This window comes from Microbacterium sp. Leaf159 (assembly GCF_001423615.1).
Lineage (GTDB): Bacteria > Actinomycetota > Actinomycetes > Actinomycetales > Microbacteriaceae > Microbacterium.
This window is the reverse complement of record NZ_LMOU01000001.1, coordinates 263,646-286,850: the sequence shown is the minus strand read 5'-3', so window position 1 is coordinate 286,850 and position 23,205 is coordinate 263,646. Positions and strand designations below refer to the sequence as shown.

At 68.0% G+C, this 23,205-nt stretch carries 28 protein-coding genes; 14 read left to right on the top strand and 14 right to left on the bottom strand.

Going from position 1 to position 23,205, the window contains the following annotated elements; translation table 11 throughout:
* Positions 1-15: 15 nt before the first annotated feature.
* Both ASF80_RS01425 and ASF80_RS01420 read right to left on the bottom strand, forming a co-directional pair.
* Positions 16-519: a DUF3145 domain-containing protein gene (locus tag ASF80_RS01425; protein WP_056307348.1), complete on the bottom strand. Its 504-nt coding sequence runs from the start codon at positions 517-519 to the stop codon at positions 16-18.
* 187 nt (positions 520-706) lie between these two features.
* Positions 707-1,480 carry a hypothetical protein gene (locus tag ASF80_RS01420; RefSeq protein WP_056307346.1) on the bottom strand — a complete coding sequence of 258 codons (774 nt, stop codon included), beginning with the start codon at positions 1,478-1,480 and terminating at the stop codon, positions 707-709.
* A gap of 176 nt (positions 1,481-1,656) precedes the next feature.
* On the opposite strand from ASF80_RS01420, the gene ASF80_RS01415 reads away from it, so the two are divergent.
* From ASF80_RS01415 to ASF80_RS01405, 3 genes are all read left to right on the top strand, one after another.
* Entirely contained in the window at positions 1,657-3,660 is a 2,004-nt protein-coding gene (locus ASF80_RS01415; RefSeq protein WP_056307344.1) for a DUF262 domain-containing protein, read from the top strand.
* 1 nt (position 3,661) lies between these two features.
* Positions 3,662-4,909: an alpha/beta fold hydrolase gene (locus tag ASF80_RS01410; RefSeq protein ID WP_056307342.1), complete on the top strand. Its 1,248-nt coding sequence runs from the start codon at positions 3,662-3,664 to the stop codon at positions 4,907-4,909.
* Positions 4,910-4,975: 66 nt separating this feature from the next.
* Positions 4,976-5,257: a hypothetical protein gene (locus ASF80_RS01405; protein ID WP_056307339.1), complete on the top strand. Its 282-nt coding sequence runs from the start codon at positions 4,976-4,978 to the stop codon at positions 5,255-5,257.
* A gap of 67 nt (positions 5,258-5,324) precedes the next feature.
* Here ASF80_RS01405 and ASF80_RS01400 read toward each other — a convergent pair whose 3' ends face one another.
* The 3 genes from ASF80_RS01400 to glgA all read right to left on the bottom strand — a co-directional run bounded on the left by ASF80_RS01400 (position 5,325) and on the right by glgA (position 7,661).
* A complete protein-coding gene (locus ASF80_RS01400; RefSeq protein ID WP_056307337.1) occupies positions 5,325-5,582 on the bottom strand; it encodes a type B 50S ribosomal protein L31 in 258 nt (85 codons plus the stop codon).
* A gap of 91 nt (positions 5,583-5,673) precedes the next feature.
* Positions 5,674-6,459 carry an ABC transporter ATP-binding protein gene (locus ASF80_RS01395; RefSeq protein WP_056307335.1) on the bottom strand — a complete coding sequence of 262 codons (786 nt, stop codon included), beginning with the start codon at positions 6,457-6,459 and terminating at the stop codon, positions 5,674-5,676.
* 17 nt (positions 6,460-6,476) lie between these two features.
* Positions 6,477-7,661, bottom strand: a complete 1,185-nt coding sequence (gene glgA, locus ASF80_RS01390) for a glycogen synthase (RefSeq protein WP_056307333.1) — start codon at positions 7,659-7,661, stop codon at positions 6,477-6,479.
* A 69-nt stretch (positions 7,662-7,730) separates the two neighbouring features.
* Here glgA and glgC point away from each other — a divergent pair, with 69 nt between their 5' ends.
* From glgC to ASF80_RS01375, 3 genes are read left to right on the top strand one after another with little or no spacing between them, the layout of a single operon-like run.
* On the top strand, positions 7,731-8,972 hold the full coding sequence (gene glgC, locus ASF80_RS01385) for a glucose-1-phosphate adenylyltransferase (protein WP_056307331.1): 1,242 nt from the start codon (positions 7,731-7,733) through the stop codon (positions 8,970-8,972).
* 60 nt (positions 8,973-9,032) lie between these two features.
* On the top strand, positions 9,033-9,668 hold the full coding sequence (gene serB, locus ASF80_RS01380; protein WP_056307329.1) for a phosphoserine phosphatase SerB: 636 nt from the start codon (positions 9,033-9,035) through the stop codon (positions 9,666-9,668).
* 32 nt (positions 9,669-9,700) lie between these two features.
* The gene (locus ASF80_RS01375) at positions 9,701-10,399 is read left to right on the top strand and encodes an alpha/beta fold hydrolase (RefSeq protein ID WP_056307326.1); all 699 of its coding nucleotides are present in this window, start codon (positions 9,701-9,703) and stop codon (positions 10,397-10,399) included.
* A gap of 54 nt (positions 10,400-10,453) precedes the next feature.
* Here ASF80_RS01375 and ASF80_RS01370 read toward each other — a convergent pair whose 3' ends face one another.
* Entirely contained in the window at positions 10,454-11,161 is a 708-nt protein-coding gene (locus ASF80_RS01370) for a beta-ketoacyl-ACP reductase (RefSeq protein ID WP_042537549.1), read from the bottom strand.
* 137 nt (positions 11,162-11,298) lie between these two features.
* Here ASF80_RS01370 and ASF80_RS01365 point away from each other — a divergent pair, with 137 nt between their 5' ends.
* From ASF80_RS01365 to ASF80_RS01350, 4 genes are all read left to right on the top strand, one after another.
* Positions 11,299-12,009, top strand: a complete 711-nt coding sequence (locus ASF80_RS01365; RefSeq protein WP_056307324.1) for a DUF4190 domain-containing protein — start codon at positions 11,299-11,301, stop codon at positions 12,007-12,009.
* Between the two features lie 64 nt (positions 12,010-12,073).
* Positions 12,074-12,430 (top strand): DUF3099 domain-containing protein, encoded by a 357-nt coding sequence (locus ASF80_RS01360; RefSeq protein WP_056307322.1) that lies wholly within the window; start codon positions 12,074-12,076, stop codon positions 12,428-12,430.
* Complete coding sequence (locus ASF80_RS01355; RefSeq protein ID WP_056307321.1) at positions 12,427-12,621, top strand: hypothetical protein; 195 nt, start codon at positions 12,427-12,429, stop codon at positions 12,619-12,621. The genes ASF80_RS01360 and ASF80_RS01355 overlap by 4 nt, the downstream gene beginning before the upstream one ends.
* Positions 12,618-13,430 carry an SURF1 family protein gene (locus ASF80_RS01350; RefSeq protein WP_056307319.1) on the top strand — a complete coding sequence of 271 codons (813 nt, stop codon included), beginning with the start codon at positions 12,618-12,620 and terminating at the stop codon, positions 13,428-13,430. The genes ASF80_RS01355 and ASF80_RS01350 overlap by 4 nt, the downstream gene beginning before the upstream one ends.
* 6 nt (positions 13,431-13,436) lie before the next feature.
* Here ASF80_RS01350 and ASF80_RS01345 read toward each other — a convergent pair whose 3' ends face one another.
* From ASF80_RS01345 to ASF80_RS01325, 5 genes are all read right to left on the bottom strand, one after another.
* Entirely contained in the window at positions 13,437-14,204 is a 768-nt protein-coding gene (locus ASF80_RS01345; RefSeq protein WP_056307317.1) for a hypothetical protein, read from the bottom strand.
* Positions 14,205-14,207: 3 nt separating this feature from the next.
* Positions 14,208-14,642, bottom strand: a complete 435-nt coding sequence (locus ASF80_RS01340) for a cupin domain-containing protein (RefSeq protein ID WP_056307315.1) — start codon at positions 14,640-14,642, stop codon at positions 14,208-14,210.
* Positions 14,639-15,253, bottom strand: coding sequence for a pyridoxamine 5'-phosphate oxidase family protein (locus ASF80_RS01335; protein ID WP_235559846.1), 615 nt, complete (start codon positions 15,251-15,253; stop codon positions 14,639-14,641). Before ASF80_RS01335 ends, ASF80_RS01340 begins: the two co-directional genes overlap by 4 nt.
* A gap of 36 nt (positions 15,254-15,289) precedes the next feature.
* Positions 15,290-16,888 carry an ABC-F family ATP-binding cassette domain-containing protein gene (locus tag ASF80_RS01330; RefSeq protein WP_056307313.1) on the bottom strand — a complete coding sequence of 533 codons (1,599 nt, stop codon included), beginning with the start codon at positions 16,886-16,888 and terminating at the stop codon, positions 15,290-15,292.
* 92 nt (positions 16,889-16,980) lie between these two features.
* Positions 16,981-17,367: a CHY zinc finger protein gene (locus tag ASF80_RS01325; protein ID WP_082488141.1), complete on the bottom strand. Its 387-nt coding sequence runs from the start codon at positions 17,365-17,367 to the stop codon at positions 16,981-16,983.
* A gap of 27 nt (positions 17,368-17,394) precedes the next feature.
* On the opposite strand from ASF80_RS01325, the gene ASF80_RS01320 reads away from it, so the two are divergent.
* From ASF80_RS01320 to ASF80_RS01305, 4 genes are all read left to right on the top strand, one after another.
* Complete coding sequence (locus ASF80_RS01320; protein WP_056307311.1) at positions 17,395-18,015, top strand: DedA family protein; 621 nt, start codon at positions 17,395-17,397, stop codon at positions 18,013-18,015.
* Positions 18,016-18,020: 5 nt separating this feature from the next.
* A complete protein-coding gene (locus ASF80_RS01315) occupies positions 18,021-19,277 on the top strand; it encodes a sensor histidine kinase (RefSeq protein WP_056307309.1) in 1,257 nt (418 codons plus the stop codon).
* On the top strand, positions 19,274-19,945 hold the full coding sequence (locus ASF80_RS01310) for a response regulator (RefSeq protein ID WP_056307306.1): 672 nt from the start codon (positions 19,274-19,276) through the stop codon (positions 19,943-19,945). The genes ASF80_RS01315 and ASF80_RS01310 overlap by 4 nt, the downstream gene beginning before the upstream one ends.
* A gap of 111 nt (positions 19,946-20,056) precedes the next feature.
* Positions 20,057-21,373, top strand: a complete 1,317-nt coding sequence (locus tag ASF80_RS01305) for an acyltransferase family protein (protein WP_056307305.1) — start codon at positions 20,057-20,059, stop codon at positions 21,371-21,373.
* On the opposite strand, the gene ASF80_RS01300 is transcribed toward ASF80_RS01305, so the two are convergent.
* Genes ASF80_RS01300 through ASF80_RS01290 form a run of 3 tightly spaced genes read right to left on the bottom strand, consistent with a single transcriptional unit; the run spans position 21,320 to position 23,179 of the window.
* Positions 21,320-21,889: an energy-coupling factor transporter transmembrane component T family protein gene (locus tag ASF80_RS01300; RefSeq protein WP_235559845.1), complete on the bottom strand. Its 570-nt coding sequence runs from the start codon at positions 21,887-21,889 to the stop codon at positions 21,320-21,322. The genes ASF80_RS01305 and ASF80_RS01300 overlap by 54 nt on opposite strands.
* A 20-nt stretch (positions 21,890-21,909) precedes the next feature.
* Complete coding sequence (locus ASF80_RS01295) at positions 21,910-22,602, bottom strand: energy-coupling factor ABC transporter ATP-binding protein (protein ID WP_082488140.1); 693 nt, start codon at positions 22,600-22,602, stop codon at positions 21,910-21,912.
* The gene (locus ASF80_RS01290; RefSeq protein WP_056307302.1) at positions 22,592-23,179 is read right to left on the bottom strand and encodes a biotin transporter BioY; all 588 of its coding nucleotides are present in this window, start codon (positions 23,177-23,179) and stop codon (positions 22,592-22,594) included. The genes ASF80_RS01295 and ASF80_RS01290 overlap by 11 nt, the downstream gene beginning before the upstream one ends.
* Between the last annotated feature and the right edge of the window lie 26 nt (positions 23,180-23,205).

Genomic DNA, 23,205 nt, shown 5'->3' with positions numbered 1-23,205 from the left:
GTGCGGTGTCGTCGACTAGCCCACCTTGTGCAGCCAGACGACCCTGGCGTCGTCGCTCGCGTGACGGAAGGGCTCGAGCTCCTCATCCCAGGCCGAGCCGAGGGCGATGTCGAGTTCCCGCTGCAGTTCGCCGGCACTTCCGGCGGCGATCTCCATCGCGTAGCGGATGCGGTCCTCACCGATGACGATGTTGCCGGCCATGTCGGTCTGCGCATAGTGGATCCCGAGATCCGGAGTGTGCAGCCAGCGTCCGCCGTCGCTGCCGGGGGTGGGATCCTCGGTCACCTCGAAGCGGAGGTGCTCCCAGCCGCGGATCGCAGTGGCGAGAGCCGCACCGGTGCCGACCGGCCCGTCCCAGTAGAACTCGGCACGGCGTGCGCCGTCGAGCACCGGCTGGTCACTCCAGTCGAAGTTCACCGCGCGACCGATGGCGCGTCCTACCGCCCATTCCAGGTGCGGGCAGAGCGCGCGGGGTGCAGAGTGGATGAAAACCACTCCGCGTGCGTAAGCCGTCGCCATGATCTCTCCGTTTCATCAGGTGCGTCTTCCCCAACGACCTGAAACAACGAGAACTGGCGTGAATATGCGGTTATGGGGCTATTCTCGCCCAGACCAGGAGAAATCACAAGCATGTGATTCCACGAAGAAGGCCCCGGTCGCGTGACCGGGGCCTTCGGACCGTCGCCGGTCCTCGATCGGATGAGGCTCAGGCCTCGCTCATCGCCTGCTTGACCTGCTGACCCTTGGCCGCGTAGTAGGCGGCGCGGGCGGCGTCACGACGAGCCTGCTCGGCGTATCCGGCCTCGAGCACGTCCTGCGGGACCTCGACGTTCGGGACGTCCTGGGTGCCGTTGTACTTCTCGATGTAGGCGTCGAGCTCGGGGCCCGACGTCCACGACGTGATGAGGCAGTACCGGGGCTCGGTGCCGACGTGGGTCGCCGCGTGCCACAGACGCTGCGTGTCGACGATCAGCTGCGCTCCGGCCGGCAGAGCGATGCGGTACTCGATGCTCGGGTCGGTGCGGTTCTCGCGGAGGACGAAGAAGCTGTCCTTGTCGTCGCTGAGGTTGAAGAAGCCGCGGACGACCCAGCCGGTGCCGTCGGGGTTCAGACGGTTGTTGTCGTCCTGGTGGAGGTTGTAGAGGCACTCGCCGTACGGGGTCGGCTGCAGCTCGATCACCCGGCACCGACCGACGTTGGCACCCGGCTCCTGCGCGCGGCGCGTGAGGTTCGGGGCCTTCGACGTCTGCTCGTCGATCCAGACGCCGTCCTTGTCGGTACGCGGCGGCTTGTGGTTCCAGAAGCCGTTGCACTCGATCTCGCCCTTGGCGCTGGCGAGCGGCGCGAAGCGGGTGTCGCCCGACGACTTCCAGTCGTTGTACTCGATGTCGAGCCACTCCTTGGGGTCGAGCTCCTGGTCGTAGCTGTCGAGGACGACGAAGCCCTTGTCTTCGAGCGCCGCTGACTTGATGTATCCCATGATCTGAACCAGATCCTTTCATCGGGGGCCAGCACGTTTTAACAGGCCCTGATAAGGCAAGCCTAACAGGGCGCCTCTGGAGCGCCGCCGAGGGTCGCCGTGAATAAGCGAATAGACTGAACCGGGCGCCTGGCGACTCCTCGGCGCCGGGCGTTACGGGAGGACGAGACACCAGCATGAGCACTGCGACCAACGTCGAGGCGACAGCCGTCAACACGATCGAGTGGCTCGCAGAGGACTCCACGACCATCGTCGTGCCGGTGTACCAGCGCCAGTACCGGTGGGACATCGGCGGATGCGAGCAGCTGCTCTCCGACGTTCGAGCCGTCGCCCGCGAAGACGAGTCCCATCGGCACTTCATCGGTTCGATCCTGTCGGCCGCAGACGACTCCGACGCCGACACCGACCTCGTGCTGATCGACGGGCAGCAGCGCATCACGACGCTCATGCTGCTCGTCGCGGCGCTGCGGCACGCGGTGCAGGACTCCTCCCCCGAGCTCGCCGCCGAACTCGATCGTGTTCTCGTGCGCCCGGACGACGCCACCCGTACCAAGCTGCGTCCCCACGACGCCTGGGCGGAGCTGTACGAGTCGGTGGTGCTCGAGCGCGGCGACCAGGCTGACCGGGAGTCGCGTTTCGACGACAACTACGCCTTCTTCCGCAGCCAGGTGCACACCGACGAGGCTCCGATGATCTGGCGGGGGTTGCAGAAGCTCGAGCACGTCTCGATCACCCTGGGCGCCGAGGCCAACGCGCAGCAGATCTTCGAGAGCCTGAACTCCACCGGCGAACCCCTGCGTGATCACGAGCTGATCCACAACTACATCCTGATGGGGCTCACCCACACCGAGCAGCTCGATGTCGAAGAACGATTCTGGCTGCCGATCGAACAGCACACCGGTGAGACCATCGGCGCGTTCTGGCGGCACTACCTCGTCATGACCACGGGCCGCGAGGTCGCCGCCAACGGCGAGCACGGCGTGTACAGCGCGTTCCGGCACTCCTTCCCCCGTGTCGACCTCGACCACTTGCAGGCGGATGCCGAGGTGTGGCGGCACTATGCCGAGATCTACGGCATCCTGCTCGATCCCTCTCTCGAGAAGGACGCCGAAATCGGGCAGCAGCTGCGGTTCGTGAACACATTCGGCCGTGCGTCCTATCCGCTGGTGCTGAGCGTGTACAGCGACCACTCGCGCGGACTCATCGGCCGCGACGAGCTCATCGAGACGCTCGAGTGGATCCAGACCATGTATCTGCGCCGCACGCTGGTGAACCTTCCCAACGAGCGGCTCGTCGCGCGTCTCTGCCGCGCCCGCTCCGACGGCCGAGACGCGCTGGCCAGGGCCTTCGCGCGTATCACTCCGTCTGATGAGCGCGTGAGCGCGGTGCTGAAGTACAGCGAGCTGCCGCATCCCGCCTATGTGCTCGGGCGCCTGGAGGGTGTCCATGACGCCGCCGACTTCGACGTCGAGCACATCGTTCCGACCGTCCCGAGCGACAGCTGGTCGGGCGACGGCGTGCGCCCCTGGATCGACTACTCGGATGACGAGCGCAACGCTCACAGGGCTCTCGCCCCCACTCTCGGAAATCTCACCCTGCTCGAGCAGCACCTCGCGGAGCGCGTGTTCGGCGAGTCGTTCGCGGTCAAGCGGGACTCGGCGTATGCGCGCAGCACGGTCTCCGAGACGAGAGCCCTCGAGCAGATCGAGACCTGGGGCACTGCCGCCATCTCGGAGCGCACGGTCCGCCTCACCGCCGATCTGCTGCGCATCTGGGCGCGCCCGGCCCTGCCAGAGATCGACGACGACGGACTGACTCCCATCCTCGATGCCGTCCGTCGGCGCGGCTGGCCGGCGGGCTGGGAACGGGAGTTCGAGTACGTCGAGTACCGCGGCGAGCGGTGGGAGGTCTTCGACGTCCGGTATCTCTTCAATCGCGTCTTCCGTCGCGCGTGGACCGACACCCGTCCCGCCGCCGTCTCGTACTGCGCCGCCCACGGCGGACCGATCTACGACGGGATGGCGTGGAAGGGCCAGTGGGACCGGCTCGACGACTCGCACCACCTGTACATGGGGTGGGACTCGAACTACATGATGAACGCGGTGCAGGGCGTGCTCCAGGAGGCGGGGATCGCCTCCGAGGTGTTCGTCAAGTACTCCTATATCGGGAATGTGATGTGACATGACCACCACCATCCGCCGCCTGCTCGACCTCACCGTCGAGGAGCACACGCTCACCGTACCGCTCGTCTGGGGGGACCCGGCCGACACCCGTACGATCGACATCTTCGCCCGTGTCGTCACGCGCGAAGGAGGCGAGAGGCTTCCCTACCTCGTCTTCCTGCAGGGAGGCCCCGGGCACGAGGCGCCGCGCCCGTTCCACTCGTCCACCTCCCCGGCCTGGCTCGACGAGGCTCTCGCGCATTATCGGGTCGTGATGCTCGATCAGCGAGGCACCGGACTCTCGACGCCTGTCGGCGACGCCGACCTCGAACGCGGCTCGGCCGAGGTCGCCGAATACCTCACCCATCTGCGTGCGGACTCGATCGTCCGCGACTGCGAGGCGATGCGCGAGCACCTCGCGGCCGAGACGTGGAGCGTGCTGGGTCAGTCCTTCGGTGGCTTCACGACCCTGGCGTACCTGTCGACCGACGCGGACTCGATCGCCGACGTCTTCATCACGGGTGGGCTCAGCACCATCGACCGGCATCCCGACGAGGTCTACGCGCTCTGCTACGACAAGATGCGCTCGGCCTCCGAACAGTACTACCGTCGTTTCCCCGAGCACCGCGACGCCATGCGCCGGCTGGTCGATCGGGCCGAGGCCGGCGACATCGTGCTCCCGGACGGTGAAGTGGTCTCCCCGTCACGACTGCGTTCGGTGGGTTCTGCGCTCGGCACGAACGACGGATGGCAGACCGTGTGGTCGCTGCTCGAGCGCGACCCCCACTCGAACGCGTTCCGCCACGACCTGATGCACGCGATGCCCTACGGCGGCCGCAACCCTCTCTACTTCGCGTTCCACGAGTCGAGCTACGCGAGCGGGCACGCGACACGGTGGTCGGCGGAACGCACCGAGCCCCAGGACTTCCGCGACGACGTCACCCTGTTCACGGGCGAGCACATCCGACGCGAGTGGACCGAGACGGTGCCGGCATTCCGGCCATGGCGTGACGTCACACTCGCACTGGCGGAGTTCGAGTGGCCGCGGATCTACGACGACGTCGCCATCGCCACCTCCGGTGCGACGGGTGCTGCGGCGGTATATGTGAACGACGTCTACGTGCCGATGGAGTTCTCTCTCGAGACTGCCCGGCTGCTGCCGGGCGTGAAGCTCTGGGTGACCAGCGAGCACGAGCACAACGGTGTGCGCTCCGGTCCTGTGCTGACCCGCCTCTTCGACCTCGCGCACGGTCGCCGCATCCGCTGAGACTCCCCGTCCCGAATCATCCTGCAGGCGGATGCCGGTACGGCCCGCGCCGAATAGCCTGGACTCATGGCCGACACCCTCGGGATGCTCCTCACGATCGCGATCCTGCTCGTCGTCGTGATCGCGATCGTCGTCGTGATCGTGGCGACCTACGCGAAAGCACCTCTCGAGAAGAAGTACGAGAGTGCCGGCGGCGGGATGGGCGGATCGTTCGAGGCGGTCTGGATGCCCTCGGCGCATGAGGCCGGCATGGAACGCGACCGGCAGACCACGCGCACGGCTCCCGCACCCTCTGCCGGCGACCCGCCCAGCAGGATCGACGGCGAACGCATCGTGATCGACATCTGACGCTCGCCACGGGTACGACGAAGGCCCCGTGTTCCGAGGAACACGGGGCCTTCGAGTGCGGCGATCGTTACTTGGTCGATCCGCCGAAGCCCTTGAAGCGCTGGTTGAACTTCTCGACGCGGCCGGCCGAGTCCATGATGCGCTGCTTGCCCGTGTAGAACGGGTGCGATGCCGACGAGATCTCGACGTCGATGACGGGGTACTCGACGCCGTCGAGCTCGATGGTCTTGTCGCCCGTCACGGTCGAACGGGTGAGGAACGTCTCTCCCGAGCCCAGGTCGCGGAACACGACAGCCTTGTACTCGGGGTGAATGTCAGTCTTCATGGGATTCCTTAGTTGCTGCCCTGGATTGTGCCAGGGACGAGGGAAGTCTGCGGTGCAGAGAGCACCAAGGATCGATTCTATCAGATCGTGATCAGGATGCCGCGCGCGCGGCGTAGCGGCCGTCTTCGCTGGTGAGCACGATCGGCATGCCGAATGTCTCCGTCAGCGTCTCGGCCGTGAGCGTCTCGGCGACGGGGCCGGCCGCGACGATGCGCCCCTCACGCATCAGCAGCACGTGCGTGAAGCCCACGGGGATCTCCTCGACGTGATGGGTGACCATCAGCATCGCGGGGGTCGTCGGCGACGAGGCGTAGCCGCTGAGCAGGGCCAGCAGCTCTTCGCGCGACCCCAGGTCGAGCGACGCGGTCGGCTCATCGAGAAGGAGCAGCTCGGGGTCGGTCATGACTGCCCTGGCGATCTGGACGCGCTTCTGCTCTCCGTCGCTCAGCGTGCCGAACGTGCGGTCTGCCAGGTGCTCGAGACGCCAGTCGCCCAGCACGCGCAGTGCGCGGCGCTCGTCGATGTCCTCGTAGTTCTCGTTCCAACGGCCGAGCACCGAGTACGCGGCGGTGAGGACGGTGTTCAGCACAGTCTCGTCGCGGGGCACGCGCTTCGCCATCGCCGAGGACGCGAAGCCGATGCGCGGACGCACCTCGAACACGTCGGTTCGGCCGAGGGTCTCCCCCAGCACCGTCACGGTCCCGGAGGTCGGGTGCATGAGCGTGTCGGCCAGCTGGAGCAGCGTGGTCTTGCCGGCGCCGTTCGGTCCGAGGATCACCCATCGCTGATCGTCGTCGACCTGCCAGGTCACGTGATCGATGATGTTGCGGCCCTCGCGGCGCACGACGACGTCGGTGAATTCCAGAGCGCTCGACATGCCTCCAGCCTATCGGCTCAGGAGGTCAGCTCCGCGTACAGCGCGCGCGTGGTGTCGGCGATCGCACCCCAGCTGAACTCGTCCCGTGCACGCTCCCGCCCGGCTTCGCCGTATGCCCGCGCGCGCTCCGGGTCGGAGGTCACCTCCGTCAGCACCCCCGCCAGATCGGCGATGTAGCGCTCGGGATCGACGGGCGTGCCCGTGCCGTCCTGCAGCTGCTCGATCGGCACGAGTCGTCCGGTGACGCCGTCGGCCACGACCTCGGGGATCCCGCCGGTCGCCGTGCCGACGACTGCGGCCCCGCAGGCCATCGCCTCGAGGTTCACGATGCCGAGCGGCTCGTAGACCGACGGGCACACGAAGGTGGTGGCGGCGGTGAGTATCGCCGAGAGTTCGTCGCGCGGCAGCATCCGCTCGATCCAGACGACACCGTCGCGGGTCTGCTGGAGGAGCTTCACGCCCTCCTGCACCTCCGCCATGATCTCGGGGGTGTCCGGGGCTCCGGCGCAGAGGACGAGCTGCACCTCGGGCGGGAGCAGGCGAGCCGCCTGCAGCAGATAGGGGAGCCCCTTCTGCCGGGTGATGCGCCCGACGAAGACGACCGACGGTCGGGCCGGGTCGATCCCGACGGATTCCAGGAAGGCGGGGTTCTGCACCGGGCGCCAGCGTTCGACGTCGATCCCGTTGTGGATCACGCGCACCTTGGCCGGGTCGACCGACGGGTAGCTGCGAAGGATGTCGGCGCGCATTCCTGCACTGACCGCGATGACCGCTGCCGCGTTCTCGTAGGCGAGCTTCTCGATGCCGCTCGACACCGCGTATCCGCCCCCGAGCTGCTCGGCTTTCCACGGACGCAGCGGCTCGAGGCTGTGCGCGGTGAGCACGTGAGGGATCCCATGCAACTGCGAGGCGATGTGTCCGGCGAAGTTCGCGTACCAGGTGTGGCTGTGCACGAGGTCGGCGTCGGAGATCGCCGCGACGATCTCGAGATCGGTGCCGAGCGTCTGCAGCGCGGCGTTCGCGGAGGCGAGTTCGGAGGGCGTCCGATAGGCGAAAGTGCCCGCCTCGTCGCGAGGAGAACCGAAGGCTCGAACCTGTACATCGATATTCTGCCGGAGCGCCGTGACGAGCTCGGCGACGTGGACGCCCGCACCCCCGTAGATCTCCGGCGGGTATTCCTTCGTGATCATCTCGACGCGCATGTCTAGACGGTAGTGACTCACTTGTCCAGATGCTAGTTCGCCGGGCCGATTCGCCTCTATGGTTGGTGCATGTCCGCACCAAAGAAGATCTTCGGCATCATCCTCGCCGGCGGCGAGGGAAAGCGTCTCATGCCTCTCACGGCTGATCGCGCGAAACCTGCAGTGCCCTTCGGCGGACAGTACCGATTGATCGATTTCGCGATCTCGAACCTCATAAACTCCGGCCTTCGCCAGATCGTCGTCCTCACGCAGTACAAGTCGCACAGCCTCGACCGCCACATCTCGCAGACGTGGCGCATGTCCGCCCTGCTCGACTCGTACGTCACGTCCGTCCCGGCGCAGCAGCGACTCGGCAAGCGCTGGTTCTCCGGCTCCGCCGACGCGATCCTCCAGAGCCTCAACCTGATCAACGACGAGAAGCCCGACATCGTGGTCGTGATCGGCGCCGATCACGTCTACCGCATGGACTTCCGCCAGATGCTCGAGGCGCATATCGAATCAGGCGCGAAGGCCACCGTCGCCGGCATCCGCCAGCCCCTCGCGATGGCCTCGCAGTTCGGTGTGATCGATGCCGACACAGAGACCGGACGCATCAAGCAGTTCCTCGAGAAGCCGACCGACATCGCCGGCCTCGAAGACTCGCCTCACGAGGTGCTCGCATCGATGGGCAACTACATCTTCGACGCCGATGCTCTGATCGCGGCTGTCGAGGCCGACGGCGAATCGCCGACCTCCGGGCACGACATGGGCGGCGACATCGTGCCGTACTTCGTCGATCGCGGCGAGGCCGGCTACTACGACATGAAGCAGAACGACGTCCCGGGGTCCTCTCCGCGCGACCGCTCGTACTGGCGCGACGTGGGTACGATCGACTCCTTCTTCGACGCCCACATGGACCTGATCTCGACGCTCCCGATCTTCAACCTCTACAACATGGAATGGCCGATCCACTCGCAGGCGGTGAACTCGCCGCCCGCCAAGTTCGTGCGGGATTCGGTGGGCCGCATCGGAAACGCGATCGACTCGATCGTGTCGCTCGGATCCGTGCTCTCAGGCACCCACCTGGAACGCAGCGTCGTCGGCCCGTGGACGCTCGCGGGCGGCGGCTCGACGATCACCGACTCGGTGGTCTTCGACGGGGTGAGAGTCGGCGCGGGGTCACGCGTGCATCGCGCGATCCTCGACAAGAACGTGGTCCTCGCCGACGGCGCGACCGTGGGCGTCGATCGAGAGCGAGATCTCGCCCGAGGCTTCACCGTCACGGAGTCCGGCATCACCGTGGTCGGCAAGGGCCTGTTCATCGAACGGTGACCGCGTCGTCGTGAGTCGGGCCGCGCGTCGACCATCGCGGCTGTCGATAGGCTCTGAGGCGTGACCTCCGCGCGCTTCCTCGTCGTACTCGATGCCGATTCCACCCTCATCCGCAACGAGGTGATCGAGCTGATCGCCGACGAGGCCGGACGCCGTGCCGAGGTCCAGGCCGCGACCGAGGCAGCCATGCGCGGCGAGATCGACTTCGCGACGAGCCTGCGCTCACGCGTGGCCGCTCTCGCCGGGGTTCCTGTGTCCGGTTTCGCCCGGGTGCTGGCCCGCATCGAGCCGACCCCCGGGGTGCGCGAGCTCACGTCCGCCGTCCATGAGCGCGGCGGTGTCGTCGGCGTCGTCTCGGGCGGCTTCCACGAGATCCTCGACGACGTCGCCCCAGGGCTCGGCGTCGACCGCTGGCGCGCGAACCGCCTCGAGGTCGCAGACGGCACCCTCACCGGCCGAGTCGACGGCGAGATCGTCGATGCGGCCGCCAAGGCCTCGTCGCTGCTGTCCTGGGCTGATGAGCTGGGAGTGGCGCGCCACGCGACGATCGCGATCGGCGACGGCGCCAACGATCTGCAGATGATGTCGGTCGCCGGACTCGGTCTCGCGTTCAACGCGAAGCCTGCCGTACGCGCCGCCGCGAGCCTGGTCGTCGGCCCCCAGGACCTGTCAGAGATCATCGCGCTGCTCCCGTAGCGCATGTCGGTGGCCCGGTCTATCGTCGGGCCATGGACATCATCCTCATCCCGGGCCTCTGGCTCGATGCCTCCAGCTGGAACGACGTCGCCGCAGATCTCCAGCGCGCCGGCCACACCGTGCATCCGTTGACGATGCCCGGCGTCGGAGCCACTGCCGCCGACTCATCCGAGATCGGCATCTCCGAGTGGGTCGACGCCGCCGTGGCCGCGGTCGACGCGGTCGGCGGGCCCGTCGTGGTGGTCGGGCACAGCGGCGGTGGCAACGTCGCCTGGGGCGTCGCCGATGCGCGCCCCGACGTCGTGACCCGAGCCGTCTTCGTCGACACCGTGCCCCCGCCCTCCGGCTTCGGCATCAGCGAGTTCGAAGTGGTCGATGGCGTCGTGCCCTTCCCCGGCTGGGACTACTTCCCCGCCGAAGACGTCGACGATCTCGACGAGGTGACGCGCGCGCGCACCGCGCCACTCGCACGAAGCGTGCCCGCCAGAGTGCCCACAGACGAGATCACGCTCGGCCCCGGGGCTCGGCATTCCGTCCCTGTGACGCTGCTCATGGGCGGCATGGACCGAGAGACGCTCGAGTCCGAGCTCGAGCAGTGGGGCCCGTACGCCGACGAGTTCCGGGCGATCGCCGACGCCGAGGTCGTGCGCATCGGCTCAGGTCACTGGCCGCAGTTCTCGGTGCCGAGCAGGCTGGCCGACCTCATCGACGCAGCGGTCGCCCGCCGCTGAGGGAGCGCCCTGCGCTCGACTCAGCCCTGCGCTCGACTCAGCCCTGCGCTCGACTCAGTGACCCATCCCGAGTCCGCCGTCCACCGGGATGACGGCGCCGGAGATGTAGCCCGCGTCGTCCCCGGCGAGCCACGTGACGACGCCGGCGACCTCGTCGGGAGTCGCGAAGCGCCCCGCCGGGATGTTCGCCTTGTACTGCTTCTGCGTCTCTTCGGGGAGCTCCGCCGTCATGTCGGTCTCGATGAAGCCGGGCGCGACGACGTTGGCCGTGATGCCACGCCCGCCGAGCTCCCGCGTCAGCGATCTGGCGAAGCCCACGAGCGCGCTCTTCGACGCCGAGTAGTTCACCTGCCCGGCCGAGCCGTACAGGCCGACGACGCTGGAGATCAGGATCACACGGCCGAAGCGCGCGCGGAGCATCCCCTTCGAGGCACGCTTGACGACGCGGAAGGTGCCGCCGAGATTCGTCGCGACGACGCTGTCGAAGTCGTCCTCGCTCATCCGCAGCAGAAGAGTGTCCTTGGTGATGCCCGCGTTCGCGACGACGACCTCGACCGGTCCGAGCTGCTGCTCGACCTCGGTGAACGCGGCATCGAGCGCAGCGGCGTCCGTGACATCGGCGCGGACGGTCAGTGTCCCTTCGGGACCTTCACCGCTGCGCGCCGTGACGGCGACGCGGTATCCGTCGCGGACGAATCGTTCGGCGATCGCACGGCCGATGCCGCGGTTGCCGCCGGTGACGAGGACGACGCGAGAACTCATTTTCCACTCCTGATCTGGCCGGTGGGGGTCGGGGCCGGGTCGTCATCGATCCTACCGATGATGCCGTGACTCGATCGGGTCCGCGTTTGACAGCCCCTGCCCCGACTGGGACGCTGATCTCGACGAAAGGCATCACCGTGAGCGACAACAGCATCCCCACCCCTCCGGGCGGACAGCAGCCGACGCCGCCCCCGGCGCCGCCGCTCGCCCCGGCGCCGCCGGCAGCGCCCTACCAGTCGGCTCCGTCGGCTCCGCAGAGTCCGTCGTACCCTGCCGCCGCACCCGCACCGTCGTACCCCGCCGCCGCACCCGCACCGTCGTACCCCGCCGCCGCTCCCGCACCGTCGTACCCCGGTGCAGCACCGACGCAGTCCTACCCCGGTGCAGCGCCGTCGTTCGCGCCCGGACAGCAGCCCTACGGCGCAGCACCGGCACAGCAGCCCTACGGCGCCGCCGCCATCCAGCCCTACGGCGCAGCCCCGCAGCAGTACGGCGCGCCCGGTCCGGGCCAGCCCGGTGCGGGATACCCGACCTACGCCGCTCCGATCTATCCGCCTGCGCGCCCGGCGAGCGGACTCGCCGTCACCTCGCTCATCTGCGGCATCGCGGGCATCGTGCTCTTCTGGGCGCTCATCCCACTGCTCGCGTCGATCGTCGCCGTCATCACCGGCCACATGGCGCTGCGCCAGACGAAGGCGAATCCGGCGATCGGTGGTCGCGGCATGGCCTTCGCCGGCCTGATCATGGGCTACATCATGGTCGGCTTGCTGGTGATCACCATCGTCATGACAATCATCAGCTTCGTGTTCTTCGGCGCCTTCACGCTGCCGTTCATCTTCTCGTCCTGACTCCCTCGCTCGACGCGCGGCAGGGCGCGCCGTCGTGCCCGCACCGGCGTAGGCTGGAGTCATCGTGAAGAGCAAGCACCCGGTTCCTGCTGTCACCTCCCTGCCGCAGTCGCCGCAGGACGAGGCAGACCATCGCGTGCGCCGGTACGTCCTCACGATGGCGATCAGAATCGTGTGCTTCGCGTTGATGATGTTCATCCAGCCCTACGGCTGGTACACCTGGGTCTTCGCTCTCGCTGCAGCCGTGCTGCCTTATATCGCGGTCGTGTTCGCGAATGCCGGCAGCGACAGCACCGAGACCATCGCGGAGTCGCCCGTGCAGGAGCTCGAAGCTCCCGCGCCGGCCGAGACGCTCCCTGTCGTGCCGGAGGCAGCCCCCGGCGTGTTCACCATCCACGAAAGCCGCCAGGATCGCGAGTGACTGGACTGGAGTGCTCGCGGGCCGGATGCCGGAATGTCGCGACCATGCAGGTGGTGTGGCGCAATCCGCGCATCCATGCCGCCGACCGCGAGAAGATCTGGCTCGCCTGCGCTGAGCACGTCGGCTTCCTTCGCGACTACCTGGCAGCAAGGGACTTTCCCGTGACCGTGAGAGATGGTGTCCCCTCATGAGCGCCCGAATGGGTCGATGGACCGTGTACGTGCTGATCGCGATCGGCTTCGCGATCGCCTGCGCCTTCCTGTCCAACTGGCAGTTCGATCGGAACGAGACCAGATCCGAGCAGATCGCTCTGGTCGAGAAGAACTACGACGCGGATGCCGTGCCGCTCGCCGATCTCATCGGCGCCGACGGATCACTCGATCCCGGTGATGTGTGGCATCCGGTCGTGCTCACCGGCGAGTACGTCGCCGACGAGCAGCTCCTCGTGCGCAACCGCCCGCACGGCGGCACGAGCGCCTTCGAGGTGCTGGTTCCGTTCCGCGACGTCGACGGCCGGGTGTTCATCGTCGACCGCGGGTGGGTCCCACCAGGAGACGGGGATTCCCCCGATGCGGTTCCCGCTCCCCCGGCGGGCGAGGTCGAGGTCACCGTGCGGCTGCGTCCGGGCGAGCAGCTTCCGGCATCCGGACGAGGCGCACCCGAAGGCCAGGTGCCGACGATCAACCTCCCCTCGATCGCCGAGCTGGTCGACGGCGACGTGATCACGAGCGCTTACGGGCAGATCGTCAGCGAGGAGCCGTCAGGAGAAGGCACGCTGGGCGGATTCGACTCCCCCACCGACGACCCTGGCCCGCATCTGTCGTACGCGATCCAGTGGATCCTGTTCGCGCTCATGGGATTCATCTTCATCGGCTACATCATCCGCACCGAGATCGTGAAGCACCGTGAAGAGGTCGAGGGCGTGCCCGCTCCGGTCAAGAAGTCTCGGCGCCGCGACAAGGATGCGGATGTCGAGGACGAGCTCCTCGACGCGCGCTGACGCGCCTCAGTCCCAGCCCCTCACCTCAGAGATGACGGCGCTCTTGGGATATCCACCAGACGGAGCGCCGATCTCGAAGAGATCGATCAGAAGCATCATCGGATAGTCCGGAGACTGCGCGATGCGTCGCAGTACGCGCCCCTCGCAGCCGATCACCGTCTCGCCGTCGCCCCAGATGACGGTCCAGGTGTGCAACTCGCTTGCGTCGAACGGGAGCACCACCTCGGCCATGTCGGTCATGAGGCTCGGGTCATGGTGGGCCTTGATACCGGTCCGCGCTCGTGTCGTCGTCGAGATGGCGTCGGCATCGATCTCGAAGATGCAGATCTCACCCGCGTCTTCCTCGGAGCGCTGCTCGGTGCCCACGAGCCAGGCGGCGAGCATGCATCCCTCGTCGGTGGTGGCAGCGACCGTCAGATCGATCCGCCCGCGCGGCGGAGCGAACAGCTGGCGCGACGGCATCTCTGTGCGCACCTCGAGACCGTCTGGACGATGCCGATGAGTCCCGCGGGTCGACCCGACGGCTCCGGAGAAGACCGCGGTCTGCACATTCGAGACGCGCAGGGGCGCATCCTCTTCCCGCCAATCGAGTTGGTCGCTTTCGATACGCAGTTCCAGCCCCGCATCGACGATCGCGTAACGCGCCTGCGACCGCTCCGGCACGGTCCATTGCGGGAGGTAATGAGCGATCCATCTCTCCTCGTCGAGCCCTCGAGAGAAGTCGTCGGTGAAAACCGGTGCACGGTGCGGCGGAGGCGCGAGAGCCTCATCCATCGGTCAGTCCACCCACGGCATCGGCTTCTCGGGAAGACGGGAGCTGTCGTCGGGGAGGTGCGGGAGCTCCGTGCCGCCGGCTCGGACGCAGAGCCAGCGCAGTTCGCCGGTGCTGTCAGGTCGAGCGCGCCAGGTGCGGGCGACGTCCTGTCCGACGCGGATCACTGTGCCCGGACCGACCTCGACGACCTCATCGTCCAGCGCCATCTGTCCTCGACCGTCGAGGAAGACGTACAGTTCCTCGACGCGCGAGTGGACGTGCCAATAGCCGGCTTCCTCGCCAGGGGCCAGAGCATTTGCGGTGAGACCGATGTACTGCATCGTCAGCTCGTGATCGATGACCCGGCGTCCGTCGCGCGAACGCGCCGCATCGAACCCGCCATGATGCTCGCGCCACTCGTCGAGCGCACCGATCTCGACGACCTGGAAGCCCTTCACGCTCCCCGACCTTGCGTCAGCTGTTCCGCGGCTCCGCCGATGAGCGTTCGGGTCCAGCTCTCATCCACCGCGTCGTAGACCACACGCGTATGACGTCGGTCTCTCGATCCCTGCCAGAATTCGACCCGGGTCGGGATCAGTCGCCAGAGCGTCCAGTCACCGGCCGCTATGTCGGCACGCGCAGCCGCAGAGCGCCCGGCGAGGTCGGCGGCGCTCTCCTCCGCCGTGGCCTCTTCGACGCGTCCGCGCACTCTCACGGCACGCACCTGGGGCTGCCACCAGAAGTTCAACGCCGCCGCGGGTACGGCGGCGAGCTGCGCGCCCTTGCGAGAGGATCTCGTGCTCGCGAACGCCCACCCGCGCTCGTCGATCCTCTTCAGGATGAGCGTGCGGGCATCGGGAACGCCGTCCGCGTCCACGGTCGCGAGGGTGACGGTGTGCGGCTCAGCCACTCCGGCGTCGGATGCCTCGCGCAGCCAGCCGGCGAAGAGCGCGCTCGGTTCATCGGGCAGCGCACCGAGGTCCCAGACCGGGGCGACCCCGGTGAGCGCGTGCCTGCCCTTCAACCACTCGTTGAGCGAGAGAAGGTCCAGTTCCTGTTCATCCGTCACGCTATCGACTATGCCACCGACCGCGGACGGCGCAGGTCAGGCGAGCTCGATGAGGTCCTGGTACTCCTGGCTCCAGAGATCCTCGACGCCGTCCGGCAGGATCAGCACGCGCTCGGGATTGAGCGACTGCACCGCTCCCGGGTCGTGCGAGACGAGCACGACGGCGCCCTCGTAATGCGCGAGAGCGCCGAGGATCTCCTCGCGCGAGGCGGGGTCGAGGTTGTTCGTGGGCTCGTCGAGCAGCAGCAGGTTGGCCGACGACACCACGAGCGTCGCCAGAGAGAGACGGGTCTTCTCGCCTCCGGAGAGCACTCCGGCGGGCTTCAGCACGTCATCTCCCGTGAACAGGAACGAGCCGAGCACCCTGCGCGCTTCCATCTCGGTGATGTGCGGTGCGGCCGACACCATGTTCTCGAGGACCGATCGATTCACATCGAGGTTCTCGTGCTCCTGCGCGTAGTACCCGACCTTCAGGCCGTGTCCCGGCTCGAGCTGGCCGGTGTCGGGCTGGTCGACCCCCGCGAGCATGCGCAGCAGCGTCGTCTTGCCCGCGCCGTTCAGCCCGAGCACGACCACCTTCGAACCGCGGTCGATCGCGAGGTCGACGTCTGTGAAGATCTCGAGCGAGCCGTAGGACTTCGAGAGTCCGGTCGCCATCATCGGAGTCTTGCCGCAGGGAGCCGGCTTCGGGAAGCGCAGCTTGGCGACGCGTTCTTCCTGGCGGACGTCATCGAGGCCCGCGAGCAGCTTGTCGGCACGCGCGATCATCTGATGAGCGGCAGCCGCCTTCGACGCCTTCGCCCCGAAGCGGGCGGCCTGCAGCTGCAGGGTCGTGGCCTTCTTCTCGGCGTTGGCGCGCTCCTTCTTGCGGCGCTCCTCGTCGGCCACCCGCTGACGCAGGTAGTTCTTCCAGTTCATGTTGTAGGTGTCGATGATCTGGCGGTTCGCGTCGAGGTAGAAGACGCGGTTGACGGTCTCGCCGACGAGCTCGACATCGTGACTGATCACGATCAGCCCGCCCTTGTAGTTCTTGAGGAACTCACGCAGCCACACCACGCTGTCGGCGTCGAGGTGGTTGGTCGGCTCGTCGAGGATCATCGTCTCGGCATCGGAGAACAGAATACGGGCCAGCTCGATGCGACGGCGCTGACCACCGGACAGCGTCGACAGCGGCTGGTCGAGGATGCGGTCGGGCAGCGACAGGTTGTTCGCGATGGATGCCGCCTCAGCCTCAGCGGCGTACCCACCCTGCCCTTCGAACTCCTCGGTCAGGCGCGCGTAGCGCTTCATCGCCTTCTCGGCTACCGCGGGGTCGTCCGATCCCATCGCGAGTGCCGCTTCGGTCATCCCGAGGTTGAGCTGACCGAGTCCGCGCGCGTCGAGGATGCGGGTGCGTGCGAGGTCTTCGGGGTTGCCCGAACGGGGATCCTGCGGCAGGTAGCCGAGCTCGCCAGACCGGGTCACGCTGCCGCCCGAGGGGAGGACGTCACCGGCGAGCACCTTGGTGAGCGTGGTCTTGCCTGCACCGTTGCGGCCGACGAGACCGATCTTGTCTCCGTCGCTCACACGGAACGACACGTTCTCCATAAGGAGGCGTGCGCCCACGCGGATCTCGAGTTCGTGCACGGCAAGCACAGCGGGATATCCGTTCGTTCAAGGGGAATCGGCCGAGCGGCCAAACTCCCAGTATAGATCGATCGGCTGTGTGTTCAGTCGACGTGCAGTGTTCAGTCGAAGTAGAGATGGTGGTGCAGCCGGCATCCCGGATTGAAACCGGCCGAGCACTCGGGACAGCCCTGTGCATCGAGGTAGGCGTGGATGCTCAGCAGCGACCCGCACACACCGCACAGGACCGCCTGCGTCGTCCGCTCGTCCCGCCCCCATCGCCGCGCCTCATGACCGGCGATCTCCTCGTGGCACAGGTGGCACGGGTACCAGTCACCGCAGCAGGCGAACGCGATCGCGATGACGTCGAGAGCACCGCGGTAGTGCTCGCAGCGCGTCTCGCCGTCGACCACGAGTCCGTGGACCGTGATCTCACCGACGCGTGTCGGACGGTCAGCCGATCTACCTCTCAGGGTGGATGCGGTCGATACCTCAGGGTGATGCCCCACGTGTCACCTGCTTCCTAGCCTTCTGGGGTGGATGTTATCAACGAGCTCATCATGCAGACCGTCGCATCGCCCTGGCTGTACGTCGTGCTGCTCGCGGTGACCGTCATCGACGGGTTCTTCCCGCCGGTGCCGAGCGAGACCGTCCTCGTCGCCGCGGCGGCGGTGCTGGCGTCGACGGGTGAGTTCTGGGCACTGATCCCCCTGGGCCTGATCGCCGCGCTGGGCGCCGCGATCGGCGACAACATCGCCTTCGCACTCGGACGGCGCCTGGGCACCACACGGTGGGCCTGGATGCGTCGCCCACGCGTGGCGGCCGCCTTCACTCATGCAGAACACGCACTCGACCAGCGCAGCGCCGCCCTCATCCTCGGCGCCCGCTACATCCCGGTCGGTCGGGTCGCAGTGAACATGTCCGCCGGCGCTCTCCGATTCTCGTGGCGGCGGTTCCTGCCCCTGAGCGTCGTGGCCGGCATCAGCTGGAGTGCGCTGAGCCTCACCATCGGACTGCTCGCCGGCTCGTGGGTCAAGGAGCAGCCGCTGCTCAGCGCCGGTATCGGGATCGTCGTCGCGCTCGTCATCGGACTCGTCATCGACCGGGTCACCGCCGCCCGTCGGCGACGTGCACCCGTGGCTCAGCTGGCAGGATGACAGTCATGGCACGTCGTCGGCCGCGCACCGAGCGCGCTCCCCGCATCAGCCGCCGCACCGCCGGTCTGGCGGCTCTCGGCGCTGCGTGCCTCGTGCTGTTCGCCGTGCTGGTGCCGATCCAGACCGTTCTCTACGGCACATCCCTTCCCCTGTCGTTCATCCTCGGCGCTGCCCTCTGCGGATCGCCGCTGTTGGCGCTGACGCACCCCCGATGGGCGATCGCGGCGTTCTGCGCGTCCGCCTTCGCGCTTCCCCTGCTCGTCGTCCCCACGCTCGCGACCGAGTCGCCGTGGCCGTGGTCGGTGCCTGCACTCTTGACCTTCGTGCTCTTCGTCGGCGTCGTGACCTTCATTCACGGCGCCAGGCTCGGCGCGTTCCCGCTCGTGATCGGCGTCGTCCTCGCTCTCACGGCTCCCCTGCTGCGCCCCGAGATCGTCGCCACCGCACCCACGGCCGGGAGCGCGACCGCCGACCTGATCGTCACCACTTCCGTGGCCGCGGCGATGTTCCTGGTCGCCATCCTGGTCGCCGGCCGGGTGCGCGTGTCTGCCGAACTCACTCGTGAGCGCGAGCACTCCGCCCTCGAGGAATCCCGCCGCGGACTCGTCGAGGAGCGCACGCGCATCGCCCGTGAGCTCCACGACGTGATCGCACACAGCATGTCGGTGATCCAGGTGCAGGCCTCCACCGCGCGATACCGGCTTCCCGAGATCGGCGACGCCGCGTCCGCCGAGTTCGACAGCATCGCTGCAACCGCACGGGAGTCCCTCACCGAGATGCGACGGATGCTCGGCGTCCTGCGCACCGAGGATCAGACTGCCGAGCTCGCTCCGCAACAGCGCATCGACGACATCCCCGCACTCGTCGACACCATCCGACGAGCGGGAGTCACGGTCGGGCTCGAGATCACCGGCGCCGTCGCGGACGCCCCGCAGGCTGTGCAGATCGCCGCGTTCCGGATCGCACAGGAGGCTCTGAGCAACGCGGTGCGGCACGCATCCGGCGCGCCGGTGACCGTGCGGGTGCAGGCGGATGCGGACGCGGTCCTCATCCGCGTGCGCAACGGTCGCGCCGCCGCTCCTCCTGCGCCGACCGGCGGCGGATACGGACTCCGCGGTATGCGCGAGCGCGTCGAGCTGCTCGGAGGCGCCTTCACGGCGGGGCCGTCCGCCGACGGCGGCTGGGAGATGGCGGCCACTCTGCCACTCCGCGATCCGGATCCACGCACCGACACCGCTGCATCCCTGGAGGAGACCCCGTGACCATCAGCGTCCTCATCGCCGACGACCAGGCCATGGTCAGAGCAGGATTCGCGGCTCTCCTCGACGCTCACGAGGGCATCCGCGTGGCGGGTCAGGCGGCGAACGGCGCCGAAGCCGTCACCCTCGCAGCCCGCCTCGACCCGGACGTCATCCTGATGGACGTGCGGATGCCCGAGCTCGACGGCATCGAGGCGACGCGGCGCATCCTGGGGCCCGGGTATCCCGCAGCACATGTGCCCCGCATCCTCATGCTCACGACCTTCGACATCGACGACTACGTCTATGACGCGCTGGAGGCCGGCGCAAGCGGATTCCTGCTCAAGGACGCGCTCCCGGAAGAGCTCGTCCATGCCGTGCGCGTGGTCGCCGGCGGCGACGCGCTGCTCGCGCCGAGCGTCACCCGGCGGATGATCGAGCAGTTCGCCGGCCGCCGGCCGCGCACGCCTCGGGCAGCCGCCGCTCTGGCCGACCTCACCGAACGCGAACGCGAAGTGCTGGTGCTGATCGGCCGCGGTCGATCGAACAGCGAGATCGCAGGCGACCTCTTCATCGCCGAGCAGACGGTCAAGACCCACGTCGGCAAGGTGCTCGCCAAGCTCGGGCTGCGAGACCGCGTGCACGCGGTGATCCTCGCCTACGACACCGGGCTCGTCGAGCCTGCGTCGTGAACATCACCGAAGAGATCACCCCCCGGTAGGGGTGTGAACAGCCCCAGGGGTTGATCCCCCGCCAGCCACCGTCTTCATACGCTCCTCGGACACCCCATCCGAGGAGGAACCATGGCCATCGTCGAGGCACCCCCGTTCACCGCTCAGCAGGCTCCGCTCCCGAGCGGTCGAGACACCGCGATCGACTTCCTGCGTGCACTCTGCGTCGTCGGCGTCGTGCTCCTTCACGCGATCATGGTGGGCGTCACCGTCGTCGACGGCGCTCCTGTCTTCGAGAACGCCAGCGAGGGCACCGGGTGGATCGTGCCGGTGAGCTGGATGCTGCAGGTCATGCCGCTGTTCTTCATCATCGGCGGCTTCGCGGGCTTCCTCGCCCACCGGCGCCAGCGTGAGCGCGGCGGCACCGCATCCGGCTTCGTGGCCGCTCGCGTGCACCGACTCCTCCGGCCGGCCGTGTTCGCGATCGGGATCGTGGGCATCGCGCTCGTGGTGCTGAGTCTCACCGGAGTGCCCGCCGAGATCGTGGGGGTCGCCGGCTTCCGTTACGGTCAACCGCTCTGGTTCCTCGGGGTCTTCCTCCTCTGCCAGGCTCTGCTCCCGGCGCTCGCGACTGCACATGCCAGGGCGCCGATATCGACCTTGGCGGTACTGGTGGCGGCATCACTCGCTGTCGACGGGCTCCGAGCGCTGACGGGCGTCGACGGCCTGGGGTTCATCAACCTCGCCTTCGTGTGGCTCGCGCTGCAACAGGTCGGATTCTTCCTCGCGGACGGAACGATCGAGCGACTGAGCAGGCGCTGCAGAGCCGTCTGCGGTGCAGCGGCGGCCACAGTGCTCGTCGCGACGTTCGTCAGCGGCATCTACTCTCCCGACCTCATCGCCAACATCAACCCGCCCACCGGAGCACTCCTGCTCGTCGGCGTCGTGCACCTGAGCGCCGTGTCGCTGTTCCGCGTCCGCATCGAGGCGTTCAGCCGACGCCCACGGGCGGCGGCCTTCGCCGCGTTCGTCAACCGGCGCACCATGACGATCTATCTCTGGCACATGCCGGTGCTTCTCGGCATGGCCGGTCTCTCGGCCGTCGCGGCGCTGACGACGGGTCTGGCGCTCCCCGAGCCGAGCAGCATCTCCTGGTGGCTCTCCCGTCCGCTCTGGCTCGTGACCGCGCTGGCCCTCACCGCTGCGGTCGCGGTCGCGTTCACCCGCGTCGAGACGCGACCGTCTCCTGTGCTGACGGAGTCGCCTCGCCGCGTGCTCGGCGCCGTGACAGTGGGGCTCACCGCTGTCGTCCTGCTGCTGCTGATCGGCACGACCGTACTGACCGCCGCCGTCGCCGTCTGCGGGATGCTCTGGGCACTTCGACTGGCTCGGCGCTCACACCAGACCGCGAGCGGCGAGAGCGTCGCCCACGTCGTCCGCGTGGCGTAGCGTGCGGACGAGAAGGGGCACGACGCCCCTGATGCCGAGCCGAACCCCCCGCGCCCGCTGCGCGTCCCTGATCTCGTGGGCGAACGACGCCACGACCGGAATCATCGTGATCGTGAGCGAGATCGCCATCGAGACGGCGTCTGCGTCGACGCCCAGGCGTCGCAGCGGGAGGAGCATCCGGTGCAGCACGTCGAGCAGATCGCCCATTCGCGTCGTGATCGTGAGCAACGAGGCGAGCAGTACGAGCGAGATGACGCGTGCGGTGCTGACCCAGGCCGCAAGTGGCGAAACGAAGATCCACAGCGCTGCTCCGAGCACGATCACGAGCCAGCGGAGGCGCCACACCTCAGCGGCCAGCACGCGCGGCGGCAGGCGGGCGAGGGCGAAGAGCGCGCAGGCGCCGCTCACGGTGACGCCGACACTCCAGGCATCATGCGGATAGGCGGACAGCCCGATCCCGAGTGCGGCGAAGATCGCGAGCTTGGCCCCCGCAGGCATCCGATGGACGATGCTCATGCCCGGCCTGTACATCTGGATCATCGGCACAGGTTCCGGTAGGCGGCGATCACCGCACCGGGCTCGCCCGCCGCCACGACAGCGCCGTCGTCGAACAGAACCGCCTGATCGCAGCGCGCCGCGAGGTCGAGGTCGTGGGTGACGATCAGGACCTGCGCCGTCTGCGCGAGCAGGAGGTCTGCGATGCGCCGGGCATTGCGCAGATCGAGCAGCGTCGTCGGCTCGTCTGCGACGATCAGCTGCGGTTGGGTGATCAGCACCGACGCGAGTGCGAGGAGCTGTCTCTGACCACCGGAGAGGTCCGATGCCGCGACGTCCGCCCGATCCGCGAGTCCGTGCTCAGCGAGCGCGTCGGCCACTCGAGCATCGATCTCCGCCCTGGGCAGGCCGCGCAGCGACAGCGCGAGATCCTCGGCGGGAGTCGGCATCAGTATCTGTGCCTGCGGATCGGTGAACACGAAGCCGACGCGGCGACGCAACGCCGCGACGTCATGTCGCGTGTCGAGGCCGTGCACGCTCACCCGCCCCGACGAGGGCACGACGAGACCGTTGAGAAGCCGTGCGAAGGTCGACTTGCCCGATCCGTTCGCGCCGACGACCGCGATGCGCGGCGCCGTGAGATCGACGCTGACATCCCGGAGGATCCGTCGGCCCTCGCGCTCGACGGTCACCCCGTCGAGCGCGATGCGTGCGACGCTCGTCTCAGGCCGCACGGACGGGCGCCGCCACGAGAGCTCCGCGAGCGCCGAAAGCCCTCGGGTACGCGCGCCGCACCGCGAGCGTCAGCGCCACGGTCGCCGCAGCCTTGAGGAGGTCCCCCGGCAGGAACACGAGAGCCGCCACGGCCGTAGGCGTGAGGTCGAGGCCCAGGACGAGCGCGGTGACGGGGATCCCGCACAGGTATACGACCAGGATGCCGCCGATCACGGTGCCGAGCGCGATGCGCCACCACGTGAGCCTGCCTCGATGCACGATCAGTCCGATCACGACGACTCCGACCACCCATCCGAGCAGGTACCCGGCCGTGGGACCGACGAACACCCCGAGCCCACCGCGCCCTCCGGCGAGGACCGGAAGCCCCACAGCCGCGAGAGCGAGCACGAGCAGGATCGAGAGCGGAGCGAGCCGCGGGCCGAGGACGGCACCGGCGAGCATCACCCCGAGGGTCTGCGCGGTGATGGGCACCCCGCCGGGGATCGGTATCGTCACCATCCCGAGAACCACGATGAGGGCGGCGAAGATCGCCACCCTGGCCAGTTCGCGACCGAGGTCGCCTCGCTGCTGCGTCATATCCGACACCTTCCTGAACACTGTTC

Excerpts from the sequence above, each read along its gene's own strand:
- ASF80_RS01425 (WP_056307348.1), bottom strand. The coding sequence starts at position 519 with ATGGCGACGGCTTACGCACGCGGAGTGGTTTTCATCCACTCTGCACCC.
- ASF80_RS01420 (WP_056307346.1), bottom strand. The coding sequence starts at position 1,480 with ATGGGATACATCAAGTCAGCGGCGCTCGAAGACAAGGGCTTCGTCGTC.
- ASF80_RS01415 (WP_056307344.1), top strand. The coding sequence starts at position 1,657 with ATGAGCACTGCGACCAACGTCGAGGCGACAGCCGTCAACACGATCGAG.
- ASF80_RS01410 (WP_056307342.1), top strand. The coding sequence starts at position 3,662 with ATGACCACCACCATCCGCCGCCTGCTCGACCTCACCGTCGAGGAGCAC.
- ASF80_RS01405 (WP_056307339.1), top strand. The coding sequence starts at position 4,976 with ATGGCCGACACCCTCGGGATGCTCCTCACGATCGCGATCCTGCTCGTC.
- ASF80_RS01400 (WP_056307337.1), bottom strand. The coding sequence starts at position 5,582 with ATGAAGACTGACATTCACCCCGAGTACAAGGCTGTCGTGTTCCGCGAC.
- ASF80_RS01395 (WP_056307335.1), bottom strand. The coding sequence starts at position 6,459 with ATGTCGAGCGCTCTGGAATTCACCGACGTCGTCGTGCGCCGCGAGGGC.
- glgA (WP_056307333.1), bottom strand. The coding sequence starts at position 7,661 with ATGCGCGTCGAGATGATCACGAAGGAATACCCGCCGGAGATCTACGGG.
- glgC (WP_056307331.1), top strand. The coding sequence starts at position 7,731 with ATGTCCGCACCAAAGAAGATCTTCGGCATCATCCTCGCCGGCGGCGAG.
- ASF80_RS01375 (WP_056307326.1), top strand. The coding sequence starts at position 9,701 with ATGGACATCATCCTCATCCCGGGCCTCTGGCTCGATGCCTCCAGCTGG.
- ASF80_RS01370 (WP_042537549.1), bottom strand. The coding sequence starts at position 11,161 with ATGAGTTCTCGCGTCGTCCTCGTCACCGGCGGCAACCGCGGCATCGGC.
- ASF80_RS01350 (WP_056307319.1), top strand. The coding sequence starts at position 12,618 with ATGAGCGCCCGAATGGGTCGATGGACCGTGTACGTGCTGATCGCGATC.
- ASF80_RS01345 (WP_056307317.1), bottom strand. The coding sequence starts at position 14,204 with ATGGATGAGGCTCTCGCGCCTCCGCCGCACCGTGCACCGGTTTTCACC.
- ASF80_RS01315 (WP_056307309.1), top strand. The coding sequence starts at position 18,021 with ATGGCACGTCGTCGGCCGCGCACCGAGCGCGCTCCCCGCATCAGCCGC.
- ASF80_RS01305 (WP_056307305.1), top strand. The coding sequence starts at position 20,057 with ATGGCCATCGTCGAGGCACCCCCGTTCACCGCTCAGCAGGCTCCGCTC.
- ASF80_RS01300 (WP_235559845.1), bottom strand. The coding sequence starts at position 21,889 with ATGAGCATCGTCCATCGGATGCCTGCGGGGGCCAAGCTCGCGATCTTC.
- ASF80_RS01290 (WP_056307302.1), bottom strand. The coding sequence starts at position 23,179 with ATGACGCAGCAGCGAGGCGACCTCGGTCGCGAACTGGCCAGGGTGGCG.